The organism is Streptomyces sp. NPDC058239, from assembly GCF_042882185.1.
Classification (GTDB): domain Bacteria; phylum Actinomycetota; class Actinomycetes; order Streptomycetales; family Streptomycetaceae; genus Streptomyces.
Genome location: NZ_JBHVWS010000019.1, coordinates 34,673 through 48,048, shown reverse-complemented (window position 1 = coordinate 48,048; position 13,376 = coordinate 34,673). Strand labels below are relative to the sequence as shown.

Below are 13,376 nucleotides of genomic sequence, written 5' to 3'. Positions count from 1 at the left end.
GCGCCACCTCCCCCCCGCCCGCCGCGTGGTGTGTTGGGGCGGGTGGGCCCCCTTCCTCCCCCCCCACCCCCGCGGCTCTTGATGTTCAGCCGTAGGTCTTCGCCGGGACGCCGAACGAGATCCAGGTGTCGGGTGGCACGTCCGGTCGGCCCGGCACGGGCCTGCGTTCCTCGGTCCAGGCGTCGCCGGCGATCTCGGTGGCGACCCGACGCCAGAATCGGACTGCTGCGACGTTGCCCTCCTGGAAGGCGACCTGCCACGGCCCCGGATGCTTGGCCATGACCTCTTGAACGGCGCGTAGCCCGATTCCGGTCCGCCGTACGGCACGCACCACGAAGAAGCTGCTCAGCACGCGCGTCGGAGCTGTCAGGCTGCGGACGAACGCGAGCCCGACAGGGCTCTCGCCACTCGTCACGAGATAGGGCGCCCAGTCGGTCTTCGTGAAGGCGGCGTGGAGCCGATCACTCCGGAAGGTTCCGTCCGGGTTGGGCAGCACACCGCCGAACTCCGACATGTCGTGGCGGAACATCAGCCAGAGGCGTTCCAGTACGGGGCGGTCAGAAGTATCGGCGAGACGCACGGATACGTCGGACATGAATCTCCTTCGTGCTCGGCGGCCAGGTGGCGGTCGGGGCATCTCGGGCCCGCTTGCGGCTGGCAGGTTCGTGGTGGTCGCTCCAGTGCGCCCAGGCCGCGAGCCGGGGCCAGGGCATGAAAAAAGCCTCCCTGGTGGAGGCGTTGCCCGGCCGGGGAGGCGTACGTGCTGTCGGACAAGCTATCAGGCTCCCGGAGCCCCTTTCTCGAACCGGTCGGCGCTCGGCGTCGGCTGGGCGAGGCGGATTCCCCACCGCGGGCTGCCGCGCTCGTCGCAGTGGAGGATGCCGGGGAGTGGTCCTGGACGCCGGAGAGCGGGGAGGCCAAACGGCCTAGCAAGCAGGACCGGCATCGGGGCTGTCCCCCGCCGGGTCCAGCGCCAGCCGGTAGCCGCGCTTGACAACCGTCTGGATGAGGCGGGGTGCACCCAGTGACGTACGCAGCCTCGCCATGGCCGTCTCCACCGCGTGTTCGTCCGTTCCGCTGCCGGGCAGCGCGCGCAGCAGGTCGGCGCGGGCCACCACCCAGCCCGGCCTACGGGCCAGGGTGTGCAGCAGGGCCATTCCGGCGGGCGGCACCGGGCGCAGTTCGCCGTCGACGACCGCGGCGTGACCGCGGATCTCCAACCGGTGCCCGGCGATCGGCAACACGCGGACCCTGGAAGGGAGTTCGTCGCACAGCAGCTGGACGAGCGGGGCGACCCGGAAGCGTTCCGGCTGGACGGTGTCGATGCCGCGGGCCTGCAGCGGCAGGGCGGTGACCGGTCCGACGCAGGCCACGAGGACGTCGTCCCGCAGGGCGCTCAGGAGCTCCGGGATCAGCCCCCGCTTCTCGGCCCGGCCGAGCAGCGAGGCGGCGGCCGGGGCACTGGTGAAGGTGAGGGCGTCCAGGCCCCGGGCCAGGGTGATGTCGAGCAGCCGGTCGAGCGGGGCGATGTCCTCGGGGTCCACCCAGCGGTAGACGGGGACGGCCACGACCTCGGCGCCCGCGGCGCGGAGCGACTCGACGAAGCCGGGGAGGGGTTCACCGTGCAGTTGAAGGGCGATCCGGCGGCCCTTCACGCCCTCGTCCAGGAGCCGGTCCAGTACCTCGGCCATGGACTCGGAGGCGGGCGACCACGCCTCGGTCAGCCCGGCGGCCCGGATGGCGCCCTTGACCTTGGGGCCGCGGGCCAGCAGTTCGGTGCCGCGCAGGGTTTCCAGCAGCCGGTCGCCGAGGCCCCAGCCGTCGGCGGCCTCGACCCAGCCCCGGAAGCCGACCGCGGTGGTGGCGACGACCACTTCGGGGGCGGAGTCGACGATTCGCCGGGTGGCGGCGAGGAGTTCGCTGTCGTCGGCGAGCGGCACGATCCGCAGGGCGGGCGCGTGCAGGACGGTGGCGCCCCGTCGCTCGAGCAGTGCGCCGAACTCCTCCGCGCGCCGCGCGGCGGTGACCCCGACGGTGAAGCCCGCGAGGGGCCCGTGCTGTTCGTCCTCGTGCATATGGTCTACCCGGCTCTCGTCCCGCTGCTGCCCGATGATGCCGAGGGCCGAGCCTGCCAACGATGCGTGACAGGCCTGGTTCACCCATATTTCCCGCCCGTTACGTCAGATGACATCGAGCGGTCATGATCAGGCCTCGATGCGGCCGATCTGCGACTCCCCGGGCACGGGCAGGGCGGAATCCGGTCCGGCGAAGGTATACCGTTCCCCGGTCACCCAGGCCGCTTGCGCGATCCGTTCGGCCAGAGTCTCGGTGCGCGCTTCGCCGCTACGTCCTCGACCCAGCCGATCGCCGGGATCGTCAGCGCCATCAGCGGCCAGACGAGGAGCAGCATCAGCGCCGTGTACGAGGCGCCGATGTACGTACCGAAGCGGTCGCCGAAGTACGGGATGTTCCACAGCTGGTCGATCAACGGCTCGGTGGCCGTGATCAACAGGTTGTGCCAGAGGTAGATCGTCACGGCACGGTTGTTGGTGAGGGTGATCAGCCCGTCCCACCGGGCCAGCCTGCCGGGCAGTTGCCGCCAGGACGGTGCGTACTGGAGCAGGATCACGCAGAAGCCGAACGACCAGGTCGCCTGGGCGAGCGGGATCTCGTCGAGGTTCCAGCCCTCCTCGGTGAGGTGCCCCGAGGCCCACCACAGTCCGAACGCCATGACGAACGCGGCGAGCGAGACCGTCAGATAGCGCGGGACCTTCTTCAGGAGACCGTCGTGGTGGGCGAAGCCGAGGACCCAGCAGGACCCGAACACCGCGAAGTCGACGAGCCCTTCACCGGTCTCGCCGGGAACGGTGACCAGTCCGGTACCGGTCACGGCGGTGAGCCCGATCGGAGCGAGCAACGTCGGCCAGGGCATTCGGCGGAAGGCCTTCAGCAGGAGCGGCGACGCGAGCACGAACCACAGGTAGGCGCGGATGTACCAGAGCGGGCCCACGGCCTGGTCGGCCCAGGACTCCTCCAGGAGGCCGCTCGGCGAGCCGTTCTCCCAGGGGTACGGAGGTGCGCCGACCGGAAGGAGGTAGCAGCCCAGCCTGATGAACCACCCGATGCCCTCCTCCTTCACGGGCTTCCAGCCGAGCAGGAACATCACCGGGACGACAGCCGAGGCGAACGCCCACATCGGGGGCAGCAGCCTGCGGAGCCGGCCACGGATGACGTCCCGTGCCGGGCGGGCCAGCGAGCGCGCCATCAGCGAACCGGCCAGCGCGAACATGACGCCCATGGAGGGGAACAGGACGGTCAGCCAGGCCCAGCCGAAGACATGGAAGACGACGACGCGCACGAGAGCGACGCAGCGCAGCAGGTCGAGATAGCGGTCCCGGCCGCCCGGCAACGCGCCGGCGAGCGGCGTCGCGGCCTGTACGACCGGCTGCGGGGACTGCCCCTGCACCGGGAACGACGCTGTCTGCCGTACGCCGGCCGGTTGCGTGGGGAGGTGGCTCATGCGACGGGCCTCCGGTCATTGCTCCGCCGCCGGCCCGGCGTGGCGCCGGGCGCTTCCACGACGCCGGTACGGCGCAGCTTCTGCCAGCGCAGTCGTCCGCCGGTGAGCGCCGTGATCCAGGACTGGAGCAGCACCACGTACATGAGCTGCCGGTAGAGGATCTGCTGGAGGGGCAGCGAGATCAGATGCGTCATGCGTTCCCGGTCGAGCCGGAAGGCGTACGCGGCACAGATCCCCTGCACCGCGAGGACGCCGAGCCAGGCGAGGACGGTCTTCCGGGTGGGGCCGAACACGAGTCCGTACAGCAGGAAGACGTCGATGAGCGGGGCGAGCAGCGGGGCGACAACCATGAACAGGGCTACGAAGGGCAGTCCGACGCGTCCGAAGCGGCCGGACGGGCCGCGTTCGACGACGGCGCGGCGGTGCTTCCAGATCGCCTGCATGGTGCCGTACGACCACCGGTAGCGCTGTGACCACAGCTGCTGCACGGTCTCCGGGGCCTCGGTCCAGGCACGGGCGTTCTCCGCGTAGACGACCTGCCAGCCGTCGCGGTGCAGGGCCATGGTGACGTCGGTGTCCTCGGCGAGGGTGTCCTCGCTCATGCCGCCGATCCGGTCCAGTGCTTCCCGGCGGAAGGCGCCGACCGCACCGGGGATGGTGGGCATGCAGCGCAGGATGTCGTACATCCTGCGGTCCAGGTTGAAGCCCATCACGTACTCGATGTGCTGCCAGGCGCCGATCAGCGAGTCGCGGTTGCCGACCTTGGCGTTCCCGGCGACGGCGCCGACGCGCGGGTCGGCGAAGGGCCGGACCAGTTCACGGACGGTGGCGGGTTCGAAGACGGTGTCGCCGTCCATCATCACGACGATGTCGTGACGGGCGTGCGCGATGCCGCTGTTGAGAGCGGCGGGCTTTCCGGCGTTGCGCCGGCGGATGACGCGGACAGTCGGCAGGCGCATCGCCTCGACGATGTCCGCCGTGCCGTCCGTCGAGCCGTCGTCGATGACGATGATCTCGATGGGATGCTCGCTCGCCACCAGGGAACGCACGGTGTTGGCGATGCATTCGCGCTCGTTGTACGCGGGCACGAGCACCGAGACGGGGCGGCGGAACGCGGGCCCCCGACTGAATTCCCTCCTGCGGACCTTCCGGGCGTGCAGGAAGGACAGCAGCAGCATCAGTGCGAAGCGGACGAGGACGAGGACGCCGATCACCGCGAGCCCGGCCGCCAGGACGCCGGTGACGTTCTCCGAGAGACCCACGGCGCAGACGAACGCCTTGCCCTTCCAGAGCGCGAATCCGGTGACCGGGGTGTGCGCGCTGGGGGCACCGAGGGCGGTGGTGAGGTCGGTGAACTCGTAGCCCCGCTGCTGCATCCGTGGCAGGAACTCGCCGAGGGCGGCGACGGTCTGGGACCTGTTGCCGCCGGAGTCGTGCATCAGGACGACGGCGCCCCTGCCGCCCTTGGGAGTGGCACGCTCGATGATCGCGGAGACGCCCGGGCGCTTCCAGTCCTCGCTGTCGGTGTTGTTGACGACGGTGAGATAGCCACGGCTGCCGACGTACCGGGTGACGGGCCAGGACTTGTTGTCCATGGCGTCGGCGAACGAGGAGTACGGCGGGCGGAACAGGGACGTACGGACACCGGCCGCGCCCGCCAACGCCAGCTGGTTCTGGGAGAGTTCCCAGTCGATGCGGGAGTGGGACTGGTAGGAGAGGTCGGGATGGTCGAAGGTGTGCAGCCCGACCTCGTGCCCCTCGTCGACCATGCGCCGCACGAGCTCCGGGTAGCGCGAGGCCATGGTTCCGGTGACGAAGAAGACGCCGTGCGCGTGATGCTTCTTCAGCTCGTCGAGCACTTTCGGGGTCCACACCGGGTCGGGTCCGTCGTCGAAGGTCAGGACGATGCGGTGGCCGGGGATGCTCAGCGACCTGGCGGGCCCGGTGGTGCTCCGGGCGTCGATGACCGGGCCGCCGTCGAGGATCTTCCCGGGCACCCGGTCGGTGGCCGCCGGGGGCCGGACCCGGTGGTCGGCGAGGATTTCGCTGTGCACATAGCCGCGCAGCATCAACATGGCGAGCAGGGCAACGAGGAGCAGTGACGGCAGCAGATAACGCATGGGAAATCTGCGCCGCCCGCTCTGCTTCCTGACGTTGCGCCTGCCCCGCGGGGCAGGGGAAGTCATTTACTCGGTGCCTTCTCGCTCTTGCACAGGAGGTTCCGGGGACTGGGCCGGCGGCGGCGTGCTGGCCGCGGGCGGAGTCGAGGTGGCGGCGGACGGTGTCGTGGTGTCGACGGGCGGTACGGGGGCCGAGGTCACCGGATCGGGCTTCTTGCCGCCGCCGGTCTCGTCGTGCGCCTTGGGCGATACGACGGGTGCCGACGTCGGGGTGTCCTTGCCGGGTCCGGCCGAGGCGCCGGTGGCCGCGCTGCCCGAGGGCGTCGCGGCGGCGCCGGGCGTCGGGCCGGTGGTGGCGCGGCCGGGCGCGCTGTCGGGCGGGAGCTCCTCACCGGCGCTGCCCGTCGGTGCGGGTGGCGCCTGGACCACGTCCGCGTTCTTGTGGCCTTGCTGACCGGAGAGCGGCAGCCAGGGCGCGCTCGAACTGCCGCCGAGCACGGCGACGGCCAGCGTCACCGCATAGCAGGCACAGGCCGCGGCGAGGACCCAGCCCAGACGCCTGAACGTCTTGCTGCGCCGGCCGCTCTCGTCGACGAACACGGGGCCGTCCGAGCCTTCCGGTTCGCTCGGCTGCGCGGTCAGCTCGGAGAGCTGCCGACCCAGACCGTCGAGCTGGACCGTGACCTCGTTCGGCTCGTGTGTGTGCCCCGAACGGGCACCTTCACGCCAGGTTTCCACAGGTGTACGCACTTCCCCCACTCAAGGATTGGGTGCGCACGACTGTCCGATTATGTGCTTCCGGACCGGGCCCCCACCCTGTCCGCGCCCCCACCACATTGCACCCGGGCGATGAATGTAGCGCACGAAAACAGCACTTCTTTCCCCCAATCAGGTGGATTTCAACATGAGCGATGCATCGATCTCGGGCAGCCAACTTCCGTCCGGCCGCACCATCCAGCCCTCCTCCGAACCCAGTTGAGCTGCGGCTTTGCGCAATGCGTCCAGGCCGGGGTGGCGCAGCCCCTTGCGCCAGACCAGCAGCAGCGGGGAGAGCGGTACGGGCCGGGCCAGCGGACGCAACACGGTGCCCGGCATCGGCGGGAAGTCGACCACGCACAGAACCGGGTACCGCGGCGACTTGGCCATGACCCGCTGAAATTCGGCCACGCCGATCGCAAGAGGGACGGGTGGCGCCAGCCCGATGCCCCACTCGGCGAAGAGCAGCCGGGCGAGGTCCGTCCATTCCTCGGTGCGCGTGTTCCCGGCACCCGCGTAGACGGTCTCGCCGGCCAGGTCGTCCAGCGCGACGGCCTCGTGCGCGGCGAGGGGGTGATCGTCGGGGAACAGAACGGCCATCGGCTCGTACCGCACCGGCTGTACGCCGAGCCGTGCCCGCACCGCGGGGTCGAGTCCGGCGGCGCGGCCGAAGGAGACGTCGAGCCGCCCTGCGAGGATCTCGCCCGCGGCCCAGGTGAGCCCGCTCTCGAAGCGCGCCATCAGCTCGCACGCCGGAGCCAGCTCCCGTGCGCGGGCAAGTACGCGGGCGGCCGTCATGCCGTCGGTGTTGAGGTCGACGAAGAGCGGCCGGGCCGCGGGGTCGGCGAAGGCCGCGGCAAGATCGGCGTGCGCCTCCAGCACCCGCCGGGCGTACGGGAGGAGCCGTTCACCGTCGGCGGTGAGGGCGACCTGCCGGGTGGTGCGTACGAACAGTTCCGCACCCAGCTCGCGCTCCAGCCGACGGATGTCCCGGCTCAGTGCCTGCTGGGCGATGTAGAGCCGGGCGGCGGCACAGGTGAAGTGCAGTTCCTCGGCGACGGCGACGAAGGCACGGAGCAGCCGAGGGTCGGTATGGGTATGCGTCTGGGTGCCCGTATCGGCAGCGGAGGAAGCCACACCCGGGAATTTACAACGCAGATGCGTTAATCGGTACGGAGAAGGTGTTGGACCCCGTGGGCCGTGCGCCGTGAGGGTTGATCCATGCCGTACGAGAGAACCCCGCGCACCGACCCCATGCTCGCCCTCTCCGGGGACCTGCTGGTCATAGCCCCGCGCACCGCCGCCGCCCGGCCTGCGCCCACCAACCCGTACCGCCGACTGCTCGCCACCCCGGGTGCCCGCGCCTTCACCGCGGGCAATCTCCTCGCCCGGCTTCCCATGGGAATGTTCAGCGTCAGTGCGGTGATCATGATCGCCGGTTCGCGCGGCTCGTACGCCCTTGCCGGTGCCGTCACCGCGACCGGCCTCGCCGCGACAGCGGTGGTCGCGCCCTGGACGGCCCGGCTCGTCGACAGGTACGGACAGGCCAGGGTCGCCGTACCCGCCACCGCGATCGCCGCGCTCGGATCGCTGGCACTGCTGCTCTGCGTGCACTACGGCGCCCCGGCCTGGACACTCTTCGCCTCCTACGCCGCGACCGCCACCACCCCCAACACCGGCGGGATGTCCCGGGCCCGCTGGGCCCATCTGCACCGGGGCGATCCGGCCGCCCTGCACACCGCGAACTCCTTCGAACAGGCCGCCGACGAGCTCTGCTTCATGCTCGGCCCGGCCCTCGCCGCCCTGCTGTGCGCGGCGCTCTTCCCGGAGGCCGGAACACTCGTCGGGGCGATCCTGCTGATGACCGGCGTGCTGATCTTCGCCGCCCAGCGCGCCACCGAACCGCCGGTGGCATCCCGCACCCACGCGGGCTCCCCGCTCCGCACCCCGGGCATGCCGGCCCTGCTCGCCGCCTTCCTCGCCACCGGCGCGGTCTTCGGCGCGATGGAGGTCGTCACGATCGCCCGCGCCGGGGGCGCGATCCTGGCCCTCCAGGCTGCCGGATCATGTGTGGCGGGACTGCTGTACGGATCGCTGCGCCCGGCCGCGGACATCCGGCGCCGGCTGCTGGGCTGCCTGGCGGGAATGACGGCGCTGATGTCCCTGCCGCTGCTCGCGGTCTCCTCGACCGATTCGCTGCTCGCTCTCGCGGGCGCGCTGCTGCCGGCCGGTGCGGCGACGGCCCCGACCATGGTCACCGGCATGACTCTGGTGCAACGCCTCACCCCCGAGGGCCAGTTGAACGAAGGCATGACCCTGGCCGTGACCGCGCTGCTGGGCGGGACAGCCGCGGGTTCGGCGACCGGCGGCTGGATGGTGGAACACATGGGGCAGGTGACGGGCTATGTCGTTCCGGTGTGCGCGGCCGGGCTGGCGCTGGTCGTCGCGGCGGCCGGGGTCCGGGCCCCGCGGAAATGATGACCGGAACAAAAACGAGGACCCCGTTGCCGGTGGGCAACGGGGTCCTCGTTCACATGGGAATTGTGGAGATGGCGGGAATCGAACCCGCGTCCAACGGTGCAGAATCAGGGCTTCTCCGAGTGCAGTCCGCTGCGCTTTTCTCGGCCCCGGCAGTCACGCGGACAAGCTGCCGACGGGCCCAGCCACTGTTTGATTTCCTTCTGGGCCCCGTGGCCGGGTCCAGAAGTTTAGATCCCTTGATGATGTCAGGATCCGGGTCGGGATCAACCCCGGGCTGACACTCCGCAGAGTCTTCGCTTAGCTGCTAATTAGGCAGCGAGGGCGAAGGCGGAGGAATCGCGCTTGGAATTGGCGATTATTGGTTGCGACATATGGTTTACGAGATCATTGCCGCTTCCTCGACTCGCTTCCCCTGCTTCGACATCCGCTGTCGAAACCGATCATCCCCATGTTGTTTTTTCAAAACACGCACCCGCTGTGAGGTGCAGTGCCATCGTACGTGACCAACGCACGACGATGCCAGCCTATTCCTGCCGGCCCGCCCGCACGCCTTCCCGGCCCCGCCCGTGTGCTCCCCGGCTATGCGCTGCGCTGGCGCCGGCGCACTGCCGAGATCGCGCGGTTGGTCTCCCGCAGATCCTGCTTCTCGCGCAGGGTCTGCCGCTTGTCGTACTCCTTCTTGCCCTTGGCGAGCGCGATCTCGACCTTGACCCGGCTGTCCTTGAAGTACAGCGCGAGCGGCACGATCGTGTGACCCGTCTCGCCCGACTTCGACTCCAGCTTGTCGATCTCCGCCCGGTGCAGCAGCAGCTTGCGCTTGCGCTTGGCCGAGTGGTTGGTCCAGGTCCCCTGCACGTACTCGGGGACGTGGATGTTGTGCAGCCAGGCCTCACCCCCGTCGATCTGGACGAAGCCGTCCACCAGGGAGGCCCGGCCCAGCCGCAGCGACTTGACCTCGGTACCCATGAGTACGAGTCCGCACTCGTAGGTGTCGAGGATGTGGTAGTCGTGCCGCGCCTTCTTGTTCTGCGCGATGAGCTTGCGCCCTGTGTCCTTTTCCTTAGCCATAGTGCAGCCATTTTCGCACTACGACCCACCCCCGAGGCCACTCAATACCGTCTCGGCCCGCTGCTCGGCCCCGGAGCTGACCGCGAGGTCCGGGGTGATGCCTCGGCCGTCGACGCCGCGGCCCGCCGGGGTGCGGTAGTGGCCGACGGTCAGCTCGGCCACCGAGCCGCCCGGGAGCTTGCTGGGCATCTGGACCGAACCCTTGCCGAAGGTGCGCGATCCGACGGTGACGGCGCGGCCCCGGTCCTGGAGCGCGCCGGTGAGGAGCTCGGCGGCGCTCATCGTGCCGCCGTCGATGAGGACGACGAGGGGGCGGACGGTGTCACCGCCCGGCTGCGCGTAGAGAGCGCGCTGCTCGCCGTGCACGTCGTACGTGGCGACCAGGCCGCCGTCCAGGAAGGCGGAGGCGGCAGTCACTGCCTCGGTGACCAGGCCACCCGAGTTACCGCGCAGATCGAGGAGCACCCCGGCACCCGCCGACGCGTCCCGGACCGCGTCGCGGATCTTGGCGCCCGAGCCCCTGGTGAACGAGTCGACCTCGATCAGTACAGCTGCGGAGGAATCGGAACGGGCCGGTCCGATTTGCCGCACGGCGACGGCCTCGGTGGTGAGTCTGGCCCGGCGCAGCGTCTCGGTCCGAAGGGCGGCGCCCCGCTGGACCCCCAGCACGACGGTGGTGCCCGCGTCCGCCTCCGTACGGTCTCCGCGCAGCAGGGCCACGGCCTCGGCGACGGGGCGCTTGTCGATCCGGTGACCGTCGATCGTACGGAGCAGATCGCCCGGCTCGATGCCGGCCCGGTCTGCGGGGCCGCCGGGCTGGACCCGGGCCACCTCGACCAGCCCGTCCGCGGAGCGCTTCGCGGCGATCCCGACACCGGTGTACGAGCCGTCGAGAGCCTGCTCGAACTCCTCGTACTGCCGCTCGTCGTACACCGCGCCCCAGCGGTCGCCGCTGCGGCTGACGGCCTCCTCGGCCGCCTCCTTACCGGACTTGCCGTCGGCGACAGCGCGGGCGGCGGCGTCGGCCACCTCGTCGCCGTCGACGGTGGAGGCGACGGAACGGGCCGCGATGTCCGAGTACTTAGCACCGCTGTGCGGCAGCGATCCGGTGGCCGCCGCGGTGGCCAGCACGGTCGCGAAGACCAATGTCAGGGCCGCCCCGCGGCGCACGCCGCGGGGCCCGAAACACTGCGTGGGGCCCGACATGGCGTCGAGTCTAGGACAACGCCCCTGTGGCGCACGGCCGGTTGGCCGCGCGCCACAGGGGCGCTTGTCACACCTTCAGGTACTTGCGGAGCGCGAAGAGAGCGGCAACGGCGGGCATCAGCAGACCGATTGCCAGGACCAGGGGCAGCTTGGTGAAGACCGCGTCCCAGCCGATGAAGTCGATCAGATTCAGCTTGCTCTGCAGTGCCAGACCGCCGTCGATCAGGAAGTACCGGCCGGCCAGCAGCATCACGCAGGCGAGCACACCACCGATGAGACCGGCGAACGCGGCTTCCATGATGAACGGCATCTGGATGTAGAAGCCCGAGGCGCCGACGAGCCGCATGATGCCGGTTTCGCGCCGCCTGCTGAACGCGGACACCCGGACGGTGTTCACGATCAGCATCAGCGCAATGACGAGCATCAGCGCCATCACGAAGAGGGCTGCCACATTCATGCCGTTCATCAGCTGGAAGAGGTTGTCCAGGATGGATCTCTGGTCCTGGACGGACTGCACCCCGTCACGGCCGGCGAAGGCGGTGGCGACGACCTTGTACTTCTTGGGATCGTGGAGCTTGACCCGGAACGACTCCTGCATCTGGTCCGGCGTGATGTTGCTCGCCATGGGCGAGTCGCCGAACTGCTGCTGGTAGTGCTTGTACGCCTGGTCGGCCGACTCGTACGTGACGGTCTGGACGGCGTCCATCTTCTTGAGGTCGCCCTCGATCTCCTTCTTCTGCTCGGCGGTGACAGCGCCCTTGGCACACTTGGGCGTCGAGGTCACATCACTCTTGCTGCACAGGAAGATCGAGACGTTGACCTTGTCGTACCAGTAGTCCTTCATCGTGCTGACCTGCTCGCGCATGAGCAGCGCGCCGCCGAACAGGGCGAGCGAGAGGGCGACGGAGACGACGACGGCGAAGGTCATCGTGAGGTTGCGACGGAGGCCGACGCCGATCTCCGACAGGACGAACTGGGCGCGCATGGCGTCCTTTCAGTGCTCGATGCTCAGTGCTGGTAGCCGTAGACGCCGCGGGCCTGGTCGCGTACGAGACGGCCCTGCTCCAGCTCGATGACGCGCTTGCGCATCTGGTCGACGATGTTCTGGTCGTGAGTCGCCATGATCACAGTGGTGCCGGTCCGGTTGATCCGGTCCAGCAGCTTCATGATGCCGACGGAGGTCTGCGGGTCGAGGTTGCCGGTCGGCTCGTCCGCGATCAGCAGCATCGGACGGTTCACGAACGCCCGCGCGATCGCCACGCGCTGCTGCTCACCACCGGAGAGCTCACCGGGCATCCGGTCCTCCTTGCCGCCGAGGCCGACCAGGTCGAGAACCTGGGGCACCGCCTTGCGGATCTCACCGCGCGGCTTGCCGATGACCTCCTGCGCGAACGCCACGTTCTCCGCAACGGTCTTGTTGGGGAGGAGACGGAAGTCCTGGAACACCGTGCCCAACTGGCGGCGCATGTGCGGCACCTTCCAGTTGGACATGCGCGCCAGGTCCTTGCCCAGGACGTGAACCATGCCCTGACTGGCGCGCTCTTCGCGGAGGATGAGTCGCATGAAGGTGGACTTGCCGGAGCCGGAGGAGCCCACCAGGAAGACGAACTCACCCTTCTCGATATCGAGAGACACATCCCGTAGAGCGGGACGGCTCTGCTTCGGGTAGGTCTTGGAGACGTTGTCGAATCGGATCACGGATGCACCACGGTCGGCCGGGAGTAGGTGTGCGTGACCATACGCGAACCGGGCTGACGCGTGCAGGCGCGCGTCCGAGGATGGGCGTTTTATGGCGGAACGGGAATGATCGGAAGCGGGGCCGAAGCACTACGGAACGGGTGATGTCCGGCGGGCCGCGCCGAAATCCGCGCGAGCTGGCACAGTGGTGGGGGGAACAGTTGCGTTTCCATGAGCGTTGTGCGGAGTGAAGACGTATGCGGCTCCGCCGCGCGGGAGGAGGAAAGCGCATGACCTATGACCGACTGGTGTGCGCAAACTGCGCGGCACCCGTGAACGAGGGCCGTTGCCCTGTGTGCCGGGCCAGTCGCGCACGGCTGCAGCAGGAACAGGAGCAGGGAATGTTCGCAGGGCTCAGCCCTGTGACGCTGGTGGCCCTGCTGGTGGTGCTGCTGGGCGCGCTGGCGCTGCTGGCGCACCAGACCGTGTAGTCGAGGCCGTCCGTCCGCCTGCAAGAGCGTGTACGTGTACGCAGAGGGGCCCGGGAT

At 69.6% G+C, this 13,376-nt stretch carries 12 protein-coding genes and 1 other RNA gene; 2 read left to right on the top strand and 11 right to left on the bottom strand.

Annotated features, from left to right (window positions below):
* Positions 1-85 precede the first annotated feature (85 nt).
* The 6 genes from ACFVYE_RS21150 to ACFVYE_RS21125 form a co-directional block, all read right to left on the bottom strand.
* The gene (locus tag ACFVYE_RS21150) at positions 86-595 is read right to left on the bottom strand and encodes a GNAT family N-acetyltransferase (protein ID WP_383973077.1); all 510 of its coding nucleotides are present in this window, start codon (positions 593-595) and stop codon (positions 86-88) included.
* A 331-nt stretch (positions 596-926) separates the two neighbouring features.
* Positions 927-2,075 (bottom strand): uroporphyrinogen-III synthase, encoded by a 1,149-nt coding sequence (locus ACFVYE_RS21145; protein WP_389606918.1) that lies wholly within the window; start codon positions 2,073-2,075, stop codon positions 927-929.
* A 212-nt stretch (positions 2,076-2,287) separates the two neighbouring features.
* On the bottom strand, positions 2,288-3,520 hold the full coding sequence (locus tag ACFVYE_RS21140) for an acyltransferase (RefSeq protein WP_389606844.1): 1,233 nt from the start codon (positions 3,518-3,520) through the stop codon (positions 2,288-2,290).
* A complete protein-coding gene (locus ACFVYE_RS21135; RefSeq protein ID WP_383973073.1) occupies positions 3,517-5,706 on the bottom strand; it encodes a glycosyltransferase in 2,190 nt (729 codons plus the stop codon). The genes ACFVYE_RS21140 and ACFVYE_RS21135 overlap by 4 nt, the downstream gene beginning before the upstream one ends.
* A complete protein-coding gene (locus ACFVYE_RS21130) occupies positions 5,707-6,390 on the bottom strand; it encodes a hypothetical protein (protein ID WP_389606842.1) in 684 nt (227 codons plus the stop codon).
* A gap of 138 nt (positions 6,391-6,528) precedes the next feature.
* Positions 6,529-7,533, bottom strand: a complete 1,005-nt coding sequence (locus ACFVYE_RS21125; protein ID WP_389606840.1) for a LysR family transcriptional regulator — start codon at positions 7,531-7,533, stop codon at positions 6,529-6,531.
* A gap of 84 nt (positions 7,534-7,617) precedes the next feature.
* Between ACFVYE_RS21125 and ACFVYE_RS21120 the strand changes: the two genes are divergently transcribed.
* On the top strand, positions 7,618-8,874 hold the full coding sequence (locus ACFVYE_RS21120) for an MFS transporter (RefSeq protein WP_389606838.1): 1,257 nt from the start codon (positions 7,618-7,620) through the stop codon (positions 8,872-8,874).
* Between the two features lie 63 nt (positions 8,875-8,937).
* Here ACFVYE_RS21120 and ssrA read toward each other — a convergent pair.
* The 5 genes from ssrA to ftsE all read right to left on the bottom strand — a co-directional run bounded on the left by ssrA (position 8,938) and on the right by ftsE (position 12,849).
* Positions 8,938-9,325: a transfer-messenger RNA gene (gene ssrA / locus ACFVYE_RS21115) on the bottom strand.
* Between the two features lie 131 nt (positions 9,326-9,456).
* Complete coding sequence (gene smpB / locus ACFVYE_RS21110; protein ID WP_383973065.1) at positions 9,457-9,945, bottom strand: SsrA-binding protein SmpB; 489 nt, start codon at positions 9,943-9,945, stop codon at positions 9,457-9,459.
* 18 nt (positions 9,946-9,963) lie between these two features.
* Entirely contained in the window at positions 9,964-11,151 is a 1,188-nt protein-coding gene (locus ACFVYE_RS21105; RefSeq protein ID WP_389606835.1) for a S41 family peptidase, read from the bottom strand.
* Between the two features lie 67 nt (positions 11,152-11,218).
* A complete protein-coding gene (gene ftsX, locus ACFVYE_RS21100; RefSeq protein WP_327274911.1) occupies positions 11,219-12,136 on the bottom strand; it encodes a permease-like cell division protein FtsX in 918 nt (305 codons plus the stop codon).
* Positions 12,137-12,159: 23 nt separating this feature from the next.
* The gene (ftsE, locus tag ACFVYE_RS21095; protein WP_024489199.1) at positions 12,160-12,849 is read right to left on the bottom strand and encodes a cell division ATP-binding protein FtsE; all 690 of its coding nucleotides are present in this window, start codon (positions 12,847-12,849) and stop codon (positions 12,160-12,162) included.
* A 269-nt stretch (positions 12,850-13,118) separates the two neighbouring features.
* On the opposite strand from ftsE, the gene ACFVYE_RS21090 reads away from it, so the two are divergent.
* Positions 13,119-13,319, top strand: coding sequence for a hypothetical protein (locus ACFVYE_RS21090; protein WP_266361154.1), 201 nt, complete (start codon positions 13,119-13,121; stop codon positions 13,317-13,319).
* Positions 13,320-13,376: the final 57 nt, after the last annotated feature.